This is a genomic window from Nonomuraea sp. NPDC001831, from assembly GCF_042892035.1.
GTDB lineage: Bacteria > Actinomycetota > Actinomycetes > Streptosporangiales > Streptosporangiaceae > Nonomuraea.
The window spans coordinates 582,696-601,091 of the sequence record NZ_JBIATU010000001.1 but is presented as its reverse complement, the minus strand read 5'-3'; the positions used below and the strand labels follow the sequence as shown (position 1 = coordinate 601,091).

The 18,396-nt window shown below is 74.6% G+C and carries 6 protein-coding genes (1 of these 6 cut by a window edge); all 6 read left to right on the top strand.

Going from position 1 to position 18,396, the window contains the following annotated elements:
- Positions 1-475: 475 nt before the first annotated feature.
- Tightly spaced (each overlapping or abutting the next), the 6 genes in view from ACFYYW_RS02590 to ACFYYW_RS02565 form a layout consistent with a single transcriptional unit that may run on beyond the window.
- A complete protein-coding gene (locus ACFYYW_RS02590; protein WP_387644195.1) occupies positions 476-1,954 on the top strand; it encodes a thioesterase domain-containing protein in 1,479 nt (492 codons plus the stop codon).
- Positions 1,951-6,564 carry an amino acid adenylation domain-containing protein gene (locus ACFYYW_RS02585; RefSeq protein WP_387644192.1) on the top strand — a complete coding sequence of 1,538 codons (4,614 nt, stop codon included), beginning with the start codon at positions 1,951-1,953 and terminating at the stop codon, positions 6,562-6,564. The genes ACFYYW_RS02590 and ACFYYW_RS02585 overlap by 4 nt, the downstream gene beginning before the upstream one ends.
- The gene (locus ACFYYW_RS02580; protein ID WP_387644190.1) at positions 6,561-11,996 is read left to right on the top strand and encodes an SDR family NAD(P)-dependent oxidoreductase; all 5,436 of its coding nucleotides are present in this window, start codon (positions 6,561-6,563) and stop codon (positions 11,994-11,996) included. The genes ACFYYW_RS02585 and ACFYYW_RS02580 overlap by 4 nt, the downstream gene beginning before the upstream one ends.
- The gene (locus ACFYYW_RS02575) at positions 11,993-12,220 is read left to right on the top strand and encodes an MbtH family protein (RefSeq protein ID WP_387644187.1); all 228 of its coding nucleotides are present in this window, start codon (positions 11,993-11,995) and stop codon (positions 12,218-12,220) included. The genes ACFYYW_RS02580 and ACFYYW_RS02575 overlap by 4 nt, the downstream gene beginning before the upstream one ends.
- Positions 12,213-15,359 (top strand): amino acid adenylation domain-containing protein, encoded by a 3,147-nt coding sequence (locus ACFYYW_RS02570; protein ID WP_387644184.1) that lies wholly within the window; start codon positions 12,213-12,215, stop codon positions 15,357-15,359. The genes ACFYYW_RS02575 and ACFYYW_RS02570 overlap by 8 nt, the downstream gene beginning before the upstream one ends.
- Positions 15,356-18,396, top strand: partial view of an amino acid adenylation domain-containing protein gene (locus ACFYYW_RS02565; RefSeq protein ID WP_387644181.1) — the 5' portion only. Its footprint extends 88 nt past the window's final position; the window shows 3,041 of its 3,129 coding nt (coding positions 1-3,041); it begins with the start codon at positions 15,356-15,358; its stop codon lies off the right edge, out of view. Before ACFYYW_RS02570 ends, ACFYYW_RS02565 begins: the two co-directional genes overlap by 4 nt.

Below are 18,396 nucleotides of genomic sequence, written 5' to 3'. Positions count from 1 at the left end.
GGGCCTGTGGCTGTCAGCCCCCGGCGAGGCCCCTGCCAGCGAGATGACCGCCGATCTGACCGATATGGAGAATCGGACCCGACTCAATCAGTCAATAGGGACAGGGATCCCGGCGAACGTCATGACCGAAATCCCAATTACGGGCATTCCATAGAGGGACAAGATCATCACAGAGGGTGGCAGAATCCCAGGACGCGAGCACCGGCGGAGATCATCGGCCCAGCCGGGGAGGTCCACCGTCCGTAGACAGACCCGCCGGAAGCGGGTTTTGTCGATGCCCGAAACCAGCATTCCATCATTGGTTTAAATTTCATCCCTTGACTGACTTTCGGACAAAATAATAGGAATGGCGTGGCTTCAGCCGTGAGCCGCCCCTCGCCAGGTCGAACCCTGACGAGCGGCCCATCTTTCCTGCCGCCCGCGCGACGACCTCGCCCGGCGCGGCAGACCTGCCGGAGGGTGACTTCGCGTCGCGATGCCAGAAGAACAGCCGCTGTCCGAGACACCGTTCGCCTCGCTGACGCGATACCCGCCCGGCGCTCGGACCCTCTTCTGCCTCCCCTACGCCGGTGGGGACGTCACCGCCTTCTGGGCGTGGCGGCAGGCGTTCGACGGCGTCCTGGACGTGCGGGTGGCCATGCTGCCCGGCCGGGAGGGCCGGGTGGCCGAGCCCGGCGCCCTGTCCCCTGAGCTGATCGCCCGGTCCGTCGCCGCCGTCGTCGACCGGGAGCGCAGGCCGTACTCGATCTACGGGCACAGCATGGGCGGCCGGGTCGCCTTCGAGGTGGTCCGCGAGCTGCGGCGGCTCGGCGTGCGGGCGCCCGACTGCCTCTACGTCGGCGCCGCGCACCCGCCGGAGCGCCAGGAGACGCTGGGACGGTGGACGGGCCTGGGCGACGAGGACCTGATCGACGAGCTGATCCTGCGGCTCGGCGCGCCCGCGGAGTTACGCACGCAGCCCGAGGTCAAGGCCCTGCTCATCCCCGCCCTGCGGACGGACATGGAGTGGCTGCGCCGCTACCGCTTCACCCGCCAGGAACCCCTGGACGTGCCCATCGTCGCCTTCGCCGGCGCGCACGACCAGGAGGTCACCCACCCGACGATGCTCGCCTGGGCCCGCCACACCTCCTCGGCCTTCCGTCTGCACACGCTCGACGCCGCGCACCTCTTCCTCGCCACGCACGGCGAGGAGGTGGCGCGGACGATCGCGGCCGGCCCCGAGCGGAGCCTGGCCGCGGACGAGGTGCACGTGTGGCTGGCCGACCTCGACGGGCTGCCCGAGATGTGCGCGGCCCTCGACGAGCTGTCGCCCCGGGAGGCGGCGCGGGCGGCCCGGTTCCGGCAGGAGGACGGCCGGCGCGGGTTCGTCGGCAGGTCGGTGCTGCTGCGGCGGCTGCTCAGGGAGTACGGGGTCGAGCCGGGCCTCGCCGAGCCGCCCGGCCGGTCCGGCGGCCTGCCGTACGGCGGGACCGAGCTGACCTACAGCGTCGCCCGGTCGGGCGGCCTGGCGCTGGTCGCGCTGACGACCGGCCGGGAGGTGGGCGCCGGCCTGGAGCGCTTCCGCCCGCCGGCGGACGAGCAGACGTTCTTCGAGCGGATGCTGGACGAGCGGGAGCGCGACGAGTTCGCCGCGCTGCCCGAGGAACTGCGGTTGCACAGCGCGTTGCGCACGTGGACGGCCAAGGAGGCGCTGCTGAAGGCGTCCGGTGGCGGGCTGCGGGTGGATCCGGCGCGGTTCGGGTTCGCCGGGCAGCGTCCGGGCCGGCCATGGGTGCCGGAGGCGTCCCCCGAAGCAGGTGCCGAGGCGGAGTGGCTGGCGGGGTGGCGGGTGACGCACCTGCCGCTGGGCCGGGCGATCGCCGCGATCGCCGTGCGCGCGCCGGGCTTCCTGCTGCGTTTCGAGACGGTACGGCAAGGCCGGCTGGTACGGCCGGGTGTGGAGGCCGCAGGATGACACTCCTCAGCAGTCTGATCACGGCTCAGGCCGCGCGGACCCCGGACGCCCCGGCGGTCCGGCAGTGGGAGAACGTGCTCACCTACGCCGAGCTGGTCGAGCGGGCGTGGGCGCTGGCGGGCCGGCTGCGCGAGCTCGGCGTCGGGCCGGAGGCGCGGGTGGGGTTGTGCACCCGCCGCACCCCGCTGATGCCGGTGGCGGTGCTGGCCGTGCATCTGGCGGGCGGGGCGTACGTGCCGCTGGACCCGGGGCATCCGCGCCAGCGGCTGGAGGAGGTGCTGGAGGACGCCGGGATCGCGGTGGTCGTCGTGGACGAACGCGGCCACGAGCTCCTGGACGGCTGCGCCGCCACGCTCGTCGACGCCTTCCAGCCGGGCCCGGCCGAACCTCAGGAGAGCGGCGCCGTCGCGGGCAACGCGGCGTGGGTGATCTACACCTCCGGTTCCACCGGACGGCCCAAGGGCGTGGTGGTGAGCCACGCCAACGCGGTCTTCTTCGTCACCGCGACCGTCGCGCGCTTCGGCCTGGACGCGACCTGCAGCTCGATGGCCTTCTCCGCGCTCGGCTTCGACGCCTCGATCATGGACATGGTGCTCCCGCTGACCGTCGGCGGCTGCGTGCAGCTCGTGCCGGACGAGGACCGCGTGGACCCGGCCCGGTTGCAGCACTTCCTGGAGCGGCACGACGTCACCTGGGGCTACCTCCCGCCCGCGCTGCTGCCGCTGGTGGACCCGAGCCGGCTGCCGCACCTGCGGGACGTGGTGACGGCGGGCGAGCCGCCCCCGCCCGAGCAGGTGGCCCGCTGGTCGGCGCACACCCGGTTCCACAACCTGTACGGCCCGACCGAGCTGACCGTCGTCGTGGTGGGCGGCGAGTTCCACGGCGTGTGGGAGCGTCCGCTGCCGATCGGCCGGCCGTTGAGCGGCTGCCGGGCGTACATCGTGGACGAGGACATGAACCAGTGCCCGCCGGGCGTCCCCGGCGAGCTGCTGGTCGGCGGGCCGCAGGTCAGCCGCGGCTACCTGGACCGGCCCGCGCTGACGGCCGAGCGGTTCGTGCCCGACCCGTTCTCGGACGAGCCGGGTGCGCGGCTGTACCGGACCGGCGACCACGTGGCGCGGCAGGAGGACGGCCAGATCGCGTTCATGGGCCGCCTCGACCGCCAGGTGAAGGTCCAGGGGCAGCGCGTGGAGATCGGCGAGGTGGAGACGACGCTGCGCGCCCATCCCGGGGTGCGGCAGGCGGTGGTGGACTTCACGGGCGAGCTGGTCGCCTACGTGACGCCCGAGGACGCGCCCGACCTGGCCGCCCTGCGCGAGGACCTGGCGGTGCGGCTGCCGCCGTACATGCTGCCGACCAGGCTGGTCCGGCTGCCGCTGCTCCCGCTGAACGCCTCGGGCAAGGTGGACCTCGCCGCCCTGCGGGCGCAGTCGCAGCGGGAGCGGGGAACGGCGAGCGGGCTGGCCGGGATCTGGGCGCGGGTGCTGGAGGCGCCCGTCCCGGACGACGAGGACGACTTCTTCCAGCGCGGCGGCCACTCGCTGCGGGCCATGCGGCTGGTGGCCGCGGTACGCGCGGAGCTGGGCCGGGTGGTCTCGGTCCAGGACGTGTACGAGGGCCGGACCTACGGCGCGCTGCGCGCGCTCGTGGCGGACGCGGAGCGGGCCTCCGCCGCCGCGCCGCCCACCGGCAGCCCGGCCGCGTTCTCCCCCGCCCAGCGCCGGATGTGGTTCGTCGAGCAGCTGGCGCCCGAGTCGGCCGCGCACAACATCGCGATGGCCGAGCGGATCAGGGGCCCGCTCGACGTCGCCGCGCTGCGGCGGGCGCTCACCGCCGTGGTGGCCGCCCACGAGGCGCTGCGCTGGCGGGTGGCCTCGCGCGACGGGATCCCCGACGTGACGGTGGCGCCGCCGGGCGAGGTGCCGCTGCCGATCGACGACCTCTCCCCCGCCGAGCTGGACGCGGCGCTGCAGAAGGAGGCGCGGGAACGGTTCGACCTGGCCGCCGGGCCGCTGTTCCGGGCCCGGCTGCTCCGGCTGGCCCCCGGCGAGCACGTGCTCTGCCTGACCGCGCACCACCTGGTGTTCGACGGCTGGTCGCAGGACGTGCTCTTCCGCGGCCTGTCGGCCGCCTACCGCGGCGAGCCGGTCGAGGCGGGCGAGCACACGTTCGCCGACTACGTGCGCTGGCTGCGCGCGAACGGCGACGCCCAGGCGCTGGGCTGGTGGCGCGAGCGCCTGCAGGACGCCCCGCTGGTGCTGGACCTGCCCAGGGACGCGCCCAGGCCGCCCGCGCAGACCTTCCGCGGCGCCGCCGTCCGGGGCGAGGTGGACGCGGAACTGGCCGGCCGGGTGGCCGAGCTGGCGGCGGAACTCGGCACCACCCCGTACGCGGTGCTGCTGGCCGCCTTCGGACGCCGCCTGGCCACCCTCGCCGGACGGGACGACCTGGTGGTGGGCGCGGCCTACGCCGACCGGCCGCACGTGGCGTTCGAGTCGCTGGTGGGGATGTGCGTGCAGGTCCTGCCGCTGCGGCTGCGCCCCCGGGGCGACTTCGCCGGGCAGGTGACGGCGTGCGCGGCCGAGCTGAACGCGGCGATCAGGCACCGGGACGTGCCGCTCGGGCAGCTGCTGGAGTCGCTGCGGCTGCCGCGCGATCTGAGCCGCAACCCGATCACGCAGGTCATGTTCAACATGTACAACTTCGCGCAGGCCCATCTGGACCTGGACGGCTGCGTCAGCGAGACGCTGCGGCCGGGGCTGCCCGGGGCGCTGTTCGACCTGACGATGTACGTGGGCGAGCAGCGCGGCGGTTACGCGCTGGAGCTGGTCTACAACCCCGACCTGTTCTCCGCCGAGCGCATGACGGCGCTGGTCGACGGCTATGTCGAGCTGCTCGGCGACGTGCTGACCGGACGGGCGCGCCCCGAGCCCCCCGACGCCGCGCTGCCCGCCTGGGACGGGCCCGGCCTGCTGGAGCTGGCCGGCGACGCGCACGCCGGGGCACGGCGGCGGACCGAGGCGGCGCTGCGGAGCGCGGGGGTCGAGCCGGGGGCGGTGGTGGCCGTCGTCGCCTCCCGGGTGCCCGAGCTGCCGGGGATCCTGCTCGGCGTGCTGGCGGCGGGGGCACGGTGGGTGGTGATCGACTCGGCCTATCCTCCGGCCGTCCAGGAGCGGCAGCTCGCCGCCGCGGGAGCGCGGGCGGTCCTGCGGGACGACGGGATCGAGCTGCGCGAGGGCGGCGCCCTGCTGCCGGGTCCCGGCTACCTCTCGATGACCTCGGGCACCACGGGCGACCCCAAGGCGGTCGTCACCGGCGAGCGGCCGCTGGCCCACTTCCTGTCCTGGTACGTCCGCACCTTCGCCGTCGGGCCGCACGACCGGTTCGCGCTGCTGCACGGGCCGGCCCACGATCCGGCGCTGCGCGACATGTTCGTGCCGGCCGTGGCGGGCGCCGAGCTGTTCGTGCCCGAGCACGAGCTGGTCCGCGACCCCGGCAAGCTCGTCACCTGGCTGCGCGAGCACGCGATCACCGTCCTGCACCTGACGCCGCAGCTCGCGGCGATGCTGGCGGCCACCGGCGGCACGCTGCCCGACGTGCGGCTGGCCGGCGTGGGCGGCGACCTGTTCACCGGCGTCCAGGCGGCCCGGCTGCGGGCGCTCGTGCCCGATGCCCGGATCGTCGCCTTCTACGGCACGACCGAGACGCCGCAGGCGCACGCGTGGCACGAGCTCGCGGAGCCGTACCCGGAGGTCGTGCCGATCGGGCGGCCCGTCGAGGGCAGCGAGATCATCGTGGTGACGCCGGACGGCAGGCGGGCCGGTGTGGGCGAGCTCGGCGAGGTGGTCGTCCGCAGCCGCCACCTGTCCGACGGCTACCTGGATCCGGCGCTGACCGGCCGGCGCTTCGCCGGCGACCGGTTCCGCACCGGCGACCTCGGCCGGCGCAACCCCGACGGCACGATCACCCCGGCCGGGCGCGCCGACGACCAGGTGAAGGTGCGCGGGTTCCGGGTCGAGCTGGGCGAGGTGGAGGCCGCGCTCGCCGCCTGCCGGGACGTGCGCGCCGCCGCGGCCAGGGTCGAGGGCGGCACGCTCATCGGCTACGTGGTGCCCGCCCGGCCCGGCCTGGCGGCGCACCGCCTCCTGGACGAGCTGCGCGGCGCGCTGCCCGAGCACGCCGTCCCCAGCGAGGTGGTGGCGCTGCCCGCGCTGCCGCTGACGCCCAACGGCAAGGTGGACCGCGCCGCGCTGCGCGGCCGGCCGGTCGAGCAGCCGAAGGCCGCCGGCGGCGGCCTCGACGGCCCCACCCAGAAGACGGTCGCCCAGGTGTGGCGCGCCGTGCTGGGCGTGCCGCGGCTCGGCCCCGACGACAACTTCTTCGAGATCGGCGGCCATTCGCTGGCCGTGGCGGCGGTGCAGGCCCGGCTGCGGGCGGCGACCGGCCGCGAGATCCCGATCACGGAGCTGTTCAGGCATCCCACGATCCGGACGCTGGCCGCTCATCTCGATGGCGCGGGCGGCAGTCCGGGGCTGGACCGGGCGGCACGCCGCCTGGCCTCACGGCGAGACAGGTTGAGGAACCGCAACGAGAAGGGGATTGCCCCATGACGGACGAGCCCACGGCCGAGCCGATCGCGATCATCGGCTTGTCGTGCCGAGTCCCGGGAGCGGGTGACGCGCAGCAGTTCTGGCGCAACCTCGCCGACGGCGTCGAGTCGCTGACCACGTACACCCTGGAGGAGCAACGGGCGCTGGGCACGGCGGAGAGCCTGCTGGCCGACCCGAACTTCGTGCCGGCCGCCATGACGCTGGACGACTACGAGGGCTTCGACGCGGCGTTCTTCGGCATGTCGATCAGGGAGGCCGAGGTCCGCGACCCGCAGCACCGGCTGTTCCTGGAGCTGTCGCACACGGCGCTGGAGGACGCGGGCTACGACCCGTTCCGCTACCCGGGCGAGATCGGCGTCTACGCCGGGACCGGGACGGACACCTACCAGTGGCGCAACATCCGCAGCAACGCCCAGGCCCACAAGAACGCCGGCTGGCTGGCGGTCATGGTGGGCAACCACGTCGACTACTGCGCCACCCTCACCTCCTACAAGCTCGACCTGCGTGGCCCCAGCTACACCGTGCACACCGCGTGCTCGACCGCGCTGGTGGCCTTCCACATCGCGTGCGAGGCGCTGCGCAACGGCGAGTGCGACATGGCGCTGGCCGGCGCGGCCATGCTGGACCTGCCGCAGGGCGAGGGCTACATCTACGACCAGGACGGCATCGTCTCCCCCGACGGGCACACCCGTTCCTTCGACGCCGACGCCGGCGGCACGACCTGGGGCAGCGGCGGCGGCGTCCTGGTGCTGAAGCGGCTGTCGGAGGCGATCGAGGACCGCGACAACATCCGCGCGGTGGTCCTGGGCAACGCGATCAACAACGACGGCGCGGGCAAGGTCGGCTTCTCCGCGCCCAGCCTGGACGGCCAGGCCGCGGTCATCGCGCAGGCGCTGGGCGTCGGCGGCGTGGACCCCCGTACGGTCACCTACGTCGAGGCGCACGGCACCGGCACGGCGCTCGGCGACCCGATCGAGGTGGCCGCGCTGTCCAGCGTGTTCGCCCAGCACACGAGCGACACCCAGTGGTGCGGCATCGGCTCGGTCAAGAGCAACATCGGCCACCTCGGCCAGTCGGCCGGCATCCCCAGCCTGGTCAAGACGGTGCTGGCGCTGGAGAACAAGCTGATCCCGCCGACGTTGCACTTCAAGAGCCCCAACCCGAAGATCGACTTCCCGTCGAGCCCGTTCTACGTCGTCTCCTCGCCGACGAAGTGGGAGCGTGACGAGTTCCCGCGCCGCGCGGGCGTCAGCTCGTTCGGCATCGGCGGCACGAACGCGCACGCCGTGCTGGAGGAGGCCCCGCCGCGCCCGTCGCTGCCCCGTGAGCGGCCCGCGCACCTGCTGAAGCTGTCGGCCAGGACGGAGTCCGCGCTGGCCGCGGCGCGCGAGCGGCTGGCCGCGCACCTGGCCGCGCACCCCGAGACGGACCTGGCCGACGCCGCGTTCACGCTGCGCGTGGGCCGCCGGGAGCTCAAGCACCGGGCCGTCGTCGTCGCCACCTCGCCGGGCGACGCGGTGGCCGCGCTGTCCGACCCCAGGCGGATCGTCACCGGCGCCAAGCCGAAGCGGCCGCCGCAGGTGGCCTTCCTCTTCTCCGGCCAGGGCGCCCAGTACGGCGGCATGGCCGCGGAGCTGTACCGCAACGAGCCGATCTTCCGCGAGGCGGTCGACGAGTGCGCGGCCGTCCTGGACGTGCGCGACCAGATCTTCGCCACCGGCGAGGAGGCGGACGAGGCGCTGCGGCAGACCTCCCTCACCCAGCCCGCCCTGTTCACCGTCGAGTACGCGCTGGCCAGGCTCTGGCTGTCGCTGGGCGTCGAGCCCGCCGCGATGATCGGCCACAGCATCGGCGAGTACGCGGCGGCCACCGTCGCCGGCGTCTTCACCCTGCCCGACGCGATGCGGCTGGTCGCGGCGCGCGGCCGGCTGATCCAGGCGCTGCCGCCGGGCTCCATGCTGGCCGTGCAGCTCATGCCCGACGAGATCGCGCCGATGCTGCCCGACGACGTCTCCGTGGCCACCGTCAACGGCCCCGGCACGTGCGTCGTGTCCGGCCCGTCGGAGTCGATCGCGGAGCTGGCCGAGATGCTGGAGGAGGAGGGCATCGGCTGCACCCGGCTGCGCACCTCGCACGCCTTCCACTCGGCGATGATGGAGCCGATGCTGCGCGAGTTCCGCGAGCTGGTCGCGGCGGCCCGCCCGGCCGCGCCGAGCCTGCCGTTCCTGTCCAACGTGACCGGCACCTGGATCACCGCCGCGGAGGCCACCGACCCGTCCTACTGGGCCAGGCACGTGCGCGAACCGGTCCGCTTCGGCGACTGCGTCTCGACGCTCCTGGCCGACGGCGAATGGATCATGATCGAGTGCGGGCCGGGCCGGCAGCTGTGCGGCCTGGCCGGCACCCAGCTGGCCGCCGGCGCGATCGCGCCGCTGCCGTCGCTGCCCGGCCCGCGCGACCGGGCCGGCGACGTCGCGGTCCTCTCGCAGGCCGTGGGCGCGCTGTGGGTGCACGGCATCGAGCTGAACGACTTCGGCGCCCCCGGCTTCCGCGTCTCGCTGCCGGGTTACCCGTGGGAGCGGCAGCGCGCCTGGATCGACCCCGACCCGCAGGGCGCCTTCGCCGGCGGCGTCGCCCGTCCGCAGCAGGCCGACGGCCCCCTGCCGCCCGAGCGGTGGTACGGCGTGCCCGTCTGGCACCAGGCGCCGGCCCGTCCGGGGACTCCGTCGCCGGTCACGCGCTGCCTGGCCTTCGTGGACGAGGACTCGGCCGCGCTGGCCGACGCGCTGCGCGCCTCCGGGGCCGAGGTGCTGGAGGTGCGGCCGGGTGCCGCGTTCGGCGCCTTCGACGGGCACTTCACGGTGCGGCCGGCCGTACGGGAGGACTACGACGCGCTGCTGGAGGCGGTCGGCGAGATCCCCGAGCGGATCGTGCACGCCTGGGCCCTCACCGGCGGCGAGCAGGCGTGGGCGGCGCAGGACCGCGGCTTCTTCGGCGTCCTGGGTCTCGTGCAGGCGCTGTCGGCGGCCCAGCCGCCGGGCGGGGTGCAGCTCGACCTGGTGACCGCGGGCACGATGGACGTCGTCGGCGGCGACCTGACCCGGCCGGAGCACGCGACGCTGGCGGCCTTCGCCCGGGTCGTCCCGCTGGAGACGCCGTGGCTGCGCGTCCGCCACATCGACGCGCCGGACGGGGACACGAACCGGGCGGCGGCGGTGCGGAGCGTCGCCGCCGAGCTGGGCCGCGCGCCGGAGCCGGGCGAGGCCGGGCTGCTGGCCCCGGTCGCCCTGCGCGGCGGCAAGCGCTGGCTGCTCGGATACGAGCAGGTGGAGGTGGACAGCGAGCCGGGCGAGCCGCGCGACGGCCAGGTATACGTGATCACCGGCGGTCTGGGCGGCATCGGCATCTCGCTGGCCGAGGACCTGGCGGCGCGGGCCCGCGTCGGCATCGTCCTGCTGTCCAGGAGCGGGCTGCCCGAAGGCCCGCCGCGGTCGGCCCGCGAGGCGCGCGCCGCCGAGGCGATCGGCCGGATGGAGGCCGCCGGGGCGCGGGTGCTGACCCTGGCCGCCGACGTGACCGACCCGGCGGACATGCGCCGGGTCAGGGACGAGACGCTGGCCGCCTTCGGCCGGGTGGACGTGCTCGTGCACGCGGCCGGCCTGCCCGGCGGCGGCATGGCCCAGGTCAAGGAGCGGGAGGCGGCCGAGGCCGTGCTCCGGCCCAAGCTGCTCGGCACGCTGGCGCTGCAGGAGGCGTTCGGCGACCTGGAGCTGGAGGCCGTGGTGCTCTGCTCGTCGATCACCGCGGTGGCCGGCGGGTTCGGCCAGATCGACTACTGCGCGGCCAACAACTTCCTCGACGCGCACGCCCGCGCCGGACGAGGCTGGAACGCCGCCCAGGTCGTCAGCGTCAACTGGGGCAGATGGCTGGAAGTCGGCATGGCGGTGGAGACCGCGGCGCCCGCCGGATTCGTCGCGTTGCAGCGCGGCGACCGGATCAAGGCGCTCGACCACCCGGTCCTCGACGCGCGGCACGCCGGGGAGATCGGCGGGCTCGACTGGTGCAGCGGCACGCTCTCGCCCGGCACGCACTGGGTGCTGGACGAGCACCGCATCGCCGACGTGCCGGTGCTGCCCGGCACCGGCCACGTCGAGCTGGCCAGGACGGCCGCCGAGGCGGTGCTGCCCGGCGGCGGGCTGGTCGAGCTGCGGGACGTGGTGTTCGTCGAACCGCTGTCGGTGGCCGACGGCGCGACCGCCGAAGTACGGGTGCTCTTCACCCCGGAGGCGGACGGCGCCGACTTCCAGGTGCAGAGCATCATCGGCGGCTCGCACCGCACCCACGCCAGGGGCACCGCGGCCAAGGTGAGCCCGCCGCCCGCCGACCGGGTGGACCTGCGCGCCATCATGGACCGCTGCGTGTCCTCGGCGGACGAGCAGGGCGGCGTCCCGCTGTCGGGCCTGCTCACGCTGGGCGCGCACTGGCACCGGACGCTGACCGCCACGCATGTCGGCCGGCAGGAGGCGCTCGGCCTGTTCGAGGCCAACGACGCGCTGATGGCCGACCTCGACCGGTGGGGGCTGCACCCGGCGCTGCTCGACGCCGCCACCACCTTCAGCTGGGTCGCGGTCGAGGGCCACTACCTGCCGCTCGGCTACGGCCGCATCACCGTCTTCGGCAGCCTGCCGGAGGCGTTCTGGAGCCATCTGCGCATCACCAGCACCGACACCGACGAGGTGCTGGTCGTCGACGTCACGTTGATCGCGCCCGACGGCACGGTGCTGGTGCAGATCTCCGACTACGTGCTGCGCAGGATCGACACCGAGGCCGTGGTGTCCGGGGTGCGCTCCAGCGCCGGGTCCCAGGTCGCCGCCCCGGCCGCGTCCACGGCGGCGACGGCGGCGCCGATCGCGGCCGACGACGCGGCCGGCATCAGGCCGGCCGACGGGGCGCTCTCCCTGCGCAGGCTGCTCGCCGCCCCGCTCGGCCCCCAGGTCGTGGTGGCGGCCAGCACGGTGGCCGAGCTCGTCGCCGGCGTCGGCTCGCTGACCCAGGAGACCGTCGAGAGCGAGCTCGATCCGGCGGCGGTCGCCGACCGGCACGACAAGGCGCCCGCCGAGGGCTACGTCGCGCCGCGCAACGACGCCGAGGCCACCATCGCCCGCCTGTGGGGCGAGGTGCTCGGCGGCGACCACATCGGCGTCGACGACGACTTCTTCGAGCTGGGCGGCAACTCGCTCATCGCGGTCCAGCTGATCGCCCTGATCCGCAAGGAGCTGGGGGTCCGGCTGCCGATGCGCAACCTCTTCGAGGAGCCGACCGTGGCCGGGGTCGCGGCCCTGATCGACGCCGCCACGGCCTCGGCCCCCGAGCCCGCTCCTTCCGGGCCCGCCACCCAGACCATCCCCCGCCTCCCCCGGAGTTCCGCATGAGCACAGAGACCACCACAGAGACCAGCACAGAAACCAGCGCAGACACCAAGGTCGTACGCAACGACGAGGAGCAGTACTCCATCTGGCCCGCCGGCCGGGACAACCCCTCCGGCTGGTACGACGCCGGTTTCTCCGGCACCAAGGAAGCCTGTCTGGCGCACATCGAGCAGGTGTGGACCGACATGCGGCCGAAGAGTCTGCGAGAGGCCATGGACAGTGAGTGATGCCTTCCCCGCGTCCTCCGGCCAGGAGCGGATGTGGTTCCTTTCGCGCTTCGAGCCCGATCTGGCCGTCTACAACATCGGCATGGTCATGCCGATGGCGGCCAGGCAGCCGGTGGACCCCCGCCGGCTGGAGCGGGCGATCGATCTGGTCGTGCGGCGTCATGAGGCGCTGCGCACCACGTTCGACTTCCGGGACGGGCAGGTCGTGCAGATCGTCCACCCCGGCGCGCCGCCCACGGCGCTGACCGAGACGGACCTGAGCCACCTTCCGCGGGCCGCCGCAGAGGCGGAGCTGGCCCGCCTGGCCAGGGCGGACGCGGTGCTGCCGTTCGACATGGAACGGGCGCCGCTGTACCGCGGCAGGCACGTCAAGCTGGCCGAGGACGACCTGCGGCTGGTTGTCGTCTTCGACCACACGATCTTCGACGGCGTCTCCTCCATGGTCTTCATGGACGAGGTGGAGGAGTGTTACGACGCGCTCGGCGAGGACCGGCCGCCGAAGCTGCCCGAGCTGCCGATCCAGTTCGCCGACTTCGCCGTGTGGCAGCGCGGCAGGTTGTCCGGCGAGTTCCTGGAGACCGAGCTGGTGCACTGGCGCGAGCGGCTGGCCGGGGTGCCGGCCGATCTCGCCCTGCCGGGCGACCGGCCGCGGCCGGCCCGCCGCAGCTACCGGGGCGGGATCCGGCTCGGCGCCTACTCCCCCGAGCTGTCGGCGGCCGTGGAGCGGCTGGCCAAGGAGCTCAACACGACGTTGTTCACGGTGATGCTCACCGCGTACGCCGCCGTGTTGTCGCGCTGGTCGGGGATCGACGACATCGTGGTGGGCACGCCGGTCGCGGGCCGGCTGCTGCCCGAGACCGAGCCGGTCATCGGCATGTTCGTCAACGCGGTGCCGCTGCGCGTGGACCTGTCGGGCGCGCCCGGCTTCCGCGAGGCGGCCGGGCGCGTGCGGGCGACGGTGGCCGAGGCGCTGGACCATCAGGAGCTGCCGTTCGAGCGGCTCGTGGAGGACCTGCAGCCGGCCCGGGACCTGAGCGTGCCGCCGATCTACCAGGTGATGTTCAACCTGGCGATCCGCACCAACGAGGGGCAGATCGCCAACGGCACCGCCAAGGTGGACCTCCAGCTCGACGTCAACATGCGCGACGGGGTGCTGCACACCCGGCTGGAGTACGCCACCGACCTGTTCGACGCCGAGACGATCGAACGCTTCGAGGCGAACCTGCGCACCCTGGTCGAGTCGGCCGCCGCCGACCCCGACCGGGCGGTCCCCGAGCTGCCCGTGCTCGACGCGGCCGAGCGTGCGCGCGTGCTGGCTCTCGGGGACGGCGGGCCGCAGGCCGAGCCCGGCACCCTGCACACGTTGATCGAGGCCCGGGCCGCCGCGACCCCCGACGCGCCCGCGGTGCTCTTCGGCGACCTCACGCTCACCTACGCCGAGCTCAACGGCCGCGCCAACCGGCTGGCCCGGCGGTTGCGGCAGATCGGCGTGGAGCGCGGCCGGCCCGTGGCGGTCTGCGCGGAACGCTCGCCCGAGCTGGTCGTCGCGCTGCTGGCGGTGCTCAAGGCGGGCGGGGCGTACGTGCCGCTGGATCCGGAGTACCCGCGCGACCGGCTGGAGTTCATGCTGTCCGACTCCGGGGCGCAGGTTCTGCTCACCCAGCGCCACCTGCCGTCCTTCGGGCCCGTCGAGACGGTGCTGCTGGAGGACGACCACGACCACGACCTCGGCTCCGGCGACCTCGACCCGGTGACCGGGCCGGACGACGCCGCGTACCTGATCTACACCTCGGGCTCGACCGGCCGGCCGAAGGCCGTGGTCAACACCCATCGCGGCATCGTCAACCGGCTCGCCTGGATGCAGGAGACGTTCGGCCTGACGGCCGGCGACGTGGTGATGCAGAAGACGCCGACCAGCTTCGACGTGTCGGTGTGGGAGTTCTTCTGGCCGCTGCTGCAGGGCGCCTGCCTCGTCCCGGTGCGGCCGGGCGGCCACCGCGACCCCGCCCACCAGCGTGACCTGGTGAAGCGGCACGCGGTGACCACGATGCACTTCGTGCCGTCGATGCTCGCGCTCTTCCTGGAGGAGGCGAACATCGAGTCGTGCGCGTCGCTGCGGCGGGTGGTGTGCAGCGGCGAGGAGCTGCCGCCCAGGACGGCGGCCCGCTTCTTCGAGCGCCTGCCCGGCGTGGAGCTGCACAACCTGTACGGCCCCACCGAGGCCGCCGTGGACGTCTCCTGGCACGCCTGCCGGCCGGGCGAGACGGTGATCCCCATCGGCCGCCCGATGCCCGGCTGCCGCCTGCACGTGCTCGACGAGCGCCTGGAGCCGATGCCCGTCGGCGTGCCCGGCCAGCTGCACATCGGCGGCGTCCAGGTGGCCCGCGGCTACGCGGGACGGCCGGGGCTGACGGCCGAGCGCTTCGTTCCGGACCCGTACGGGCCGCCCGGGGCGCGGCTGTACGCCACCGGCGACCTGGCCAGGCTGCGCGCCGACGGGGAGCTGGAGTTCCTCGGCCGCATCGACGACCAGGTCAAGGTGCACGGCTGGCGGGTCGAGCTGGGCGAGGTCGAGGCGGCGCTGGCCGCGGACCCACGCGTGCGCGGGGTCGTCGTCGCCCTGCGCGACGACGCGCCGGGCGGCCGCGGGCTGGTGGCCTACGTGGACTGGACGGGCGATCCGAGCCGGTTGTCGCACGAGCTGCGGACCGGGCCGGCCCGCACGTTGCCGTCGGCGCTGGTGCCGCAGGCGTTCGTGCCGGTCACCGGGTTCCCCGTGGGGCCGAGCGGGAAGCTCGACCGGGCCGCGCTGCCGTCGCCCACCGGGCCCGGCCGCAGCGATCTCGGCACCAGCTACGTCGCGCCGGAGACGCCGCTGGAGGAGGAGCTGTGCGCGCTCTGGGGCGAGCTGCTCGGCCGTGACCGGGTGGGCGTCGAGGACGACTTCTTCGCGCTCGGCGGGCACTCGCTGCTGGCCGTCCTGCTGATCACCCGGTACCGGGAGGCGTACGGGATCGAGATGGACCTGCGGGTGTGTTTCGAGCTCACCACGGTGGCCGAGCACGCGCTGGCCGTGCTGGAACTCCAGCTCGGCGACGTCGAGCTGGACGATCTCCTGGCGGAGGACGCGGACGGATGAGCGAGGTGAGAGGGCGGCTGGCCCGCCTCAGCCCGGAGCAGCGCGCGGCGCTGGAGCGCAGGCTCCAGCGGCAGCCCAAGGCCCGGCCCGCCGGGATCCCCCCGCGCAGCGACCCGGACGCGCCGGCGCCGCTCTCCTATGGGCAGGAGCGGCTGTGGTTCCTGCAGCGGCTCGACCCCGCCGACGCCTCCTACAACATGTACATGGTGCAGCGGCTGCGCGGCGAGCTGTCCATCCGTGACCTGGCCGGGGCGCTGGCCACCGTGGCGGCGCGGCACCCGATGCTGCGGGCCCGCTTCCCCGCAGTGGAGGGCAGCCCGGTCCAGGTCGTGGAGCCGGCGCTGAAGCTCGATCCGGTGCTGGTGGACCTCACGGACCTGCCCGCCGCCGAACGCGAGGCGCGCGCCACGGCGATCGTGGCCGAGCTGACCAACACGCCGTTCGACCTGGCCACGGGGCCGCTGGTGCGGGTGCACCTGATCACGCTGTCGGCGACCGATCACGTGCTCTGCCTGGTCCTGCACCACCTGGTGGCGGACGGCTGGTCACTGAAGATCATCTTCTCGGAGCTGGCCGCCTGCTACACGGGGAACGCGGCCGGGCTGGGCGTCCCGTCGATCGACTACCGCGACTTCGCGGCCTGGCAGCGCGGCCGCGAGCCGTCGCGGGAGTCGCTGGACTACTGGCGCGCCAAGCTCGACGGCGTGCAGCCGCTCGACCTGCCCACGGACCGGCCGCGGCCGGCTGTACGGGTGGCCAGCGGCGACTACTGCGCGCGGCGCATCGGCCCCGAGCTGACCGCCCGGCTGGAGCAGCTGGCCAAGGACGAGCGCGGCACGCTGTTCATGGTCCTGCTGGCCGCCTACCAGCTCCTGCTGGGCGCGCACTGCGGCGCCGACGACCTGACGGTCGGCTCGGTCATCGCCGGCCGCGACCGTCCGGAGCTCCAGGACGTCGTCGGCTTCTTCCCCGAGACGCTCGTGCTGCGCGGCGACCTGTCCGGCGACCCGTCCTTCCGCACGCTGCTCGCGCGGACCAGGGCGACGGTCCTGGACGCGTTCGCGCATCAGGACATCCCCTTCGAACGCCTGCTCAACGACCTCGGCATCCGCCGCGACCTGAGCACGACGCCGCTGTTCCAGGCGATGTTCGTGATCCAGGACAAGGAGGCCGGCGCCCTGCCGCTGCCCGGCGTCGAGGCGGAGATGTTCGACCCGGGCGCGACCCAGGCCAAGTTCGACCTGATGCTGGACGTCACCCAGTTCGACGGCTCCCTGTGGGCGATGTTGTCCTACGCCCGCGACCTGTTCGAGGAGGAGACCGCGACGCGGTTGCTGCGGCGGTGGGAGCGGGTGCTGGAGGCGGTCGTGCGCGACCCCGGCACGCCGCTGTCCGCGCTGCGCGCGGCCATGCTGCTGCCCGAGGACCGGCCGCCGGTCCTCGACGCCCCGCAGCCCCCCGCGCGCGACGTGCTCGACCTCTTCCAGGAGCGCGTACGGCTGGCGCCCGGCGCGACGGCGGTGAGCCACGGCGACCGCCGGGTCACCTACGCCGAGCTGGACGCCATGGCCGCCGCGCTGGCCGGACGCCTGGCCGCGGCCGGGGTCGGCCCGGACACGGTCGTCGGCCTGCGCGCCGGGCGCTCGGTGGAGCTGATCGCCGGGATGCTCGCCGTCGGCCGGGCGGGCGGCGCCTACCTGCCGCTCGACCCGGCGTACCCGCCGGAGCGGCTGCGGTGGATGGCGGCCGACGCCGGCGCGGCCCTGGTGCTGGACGAGGACGATCTCCGCGAGTCGCCGCAGGCGCCGCGCGCCGAGATCGCGGGGCCGGGCTCGCTGGCCTACGTGATCTACACCTCGGGCTCGACCGGGCGTCCCAAGGGCGTGGAGGTGCCGCGTGAGGCGCTGGCGTCGCGGGTGGGCTGGATGCGCGGCCACTACGAGCTCGGGCCGGGCGACCGCGTCCTGCAGTTCGCCTCGCCGAGCTTCGACACGCACGCCGAGGAGATCTACCCGGCGCTGGCCGCCGGCGCGGAGCTCGTCCTGTGCCCGGACGAGCCGCTGCCGGACTTCCTGAAGACCTCGGAGGGCGCCGCGCTCACCGTGCTGGACCTGCCCACGTCGTACTGGCAGGAGCTGGTGGCCATGGGCGTCGAATGGCCGCCCGGCCTGCGGCTGGTCATCCTGGGCGCCGACCCGCTGCCCGGCCCCGCGCTGGCCGCCTGGTACGCGTCCGGCCCCCAGGGCGTGCGCCTGGTCAACAGCTACGGCCCCACCGAGGCCACGATCATCGCCGCCACCGCCGAGATGGACCCGTCCGAGGCGCTGCGCCGGCCGGCCGTGGGCGTCGCCCTGCCCGGCACCACGCTCCAGGTGCTGGGCCCCGACGGGCTCCCGGTGCCGGCCGGTGTCGCGGGCGAGCTGCACATCGGCGGCAGCGGCCTGGCCCGCGGTTACCGGGGCGCGCCCGCCCGCACGGCCGAGCGGTTCGTCCCCGGCCCCGGCGGGTCGCGCCTCTACCGCACCGGCGACCGGGCCCGCTTCCGCCTGGACGGGAGCCTGGAGATCCTCGGCCGCCTGGACCGGCAGGTGAAGGTGCGCGGTTACCGGGTCGAGCCGGGCGAGGTGGAGTCGGCGCTGCTCGCCCACCCGTCGGTGCGGCAGGCCACGGTGGTGGTCCACGACGACCGGCTGATCGCCTACGCCGTCCACGACGCCGGGGACGCCCTACGCGAGCACCTGGCCGCCGAGCTGCCCCCGCACATGGTGCCCAGCGCGATCGTCTCGCTCGACCGCATCCCGCTGACCCCCGGCGGCAAGGTCGACCGGGACGCCCTGCCCGCGCCGGGCCGGCCGCGCGGCGCCGCCTACGAGCCGCCGGCCGGCCCGGCCGAGGAGCTCGTCTGCCTGGTCTGGGCCGAGGTGCTGGGGCTGGAGCGGGTGGGCGTGCTGGACGACTTCTTCCAGCTCGGCGGCCACTCGCTGCTGGCCACCAGGACCACGGCCCGCATCGCCGCGGCCGTCGAGCTGGACGTGCC

What these genes read in the sequence shown, in the direction of transcription:
- ACFYYW_RS02590 (WP_387644195.1), top strand. Translation starts at nt 476, where the DNA reads ATGCCAGAAGAACAGCCGCTGTCCGAGACACCGTTCGCCTCGCTGACG.
- ACFYYW_RS02585 (WP_387644192.1), top strand. Translation starts at nt 1,951, where the DNA reads ATGACACTCCTCAGCAGTCTGATCACGGCTCAGGCCGCGCGGACCCCG.
- ACFYYW_RS02580 (WP_387644190.1), top strand. Translation starts at nt 6,561, where the DNA reads ATGACGGACGAGCCCACGGCCGAGCCGATCGCGATCATCGGCTTGTCG.
- ACFYYW_RS02575 (WP_387644187.1), top strand. Translation starts at nt 11,993, where the DNA reads ATGAGCACAGAGACCACCACAGAGACCAGCACAGAAACCAGCGCAGAC.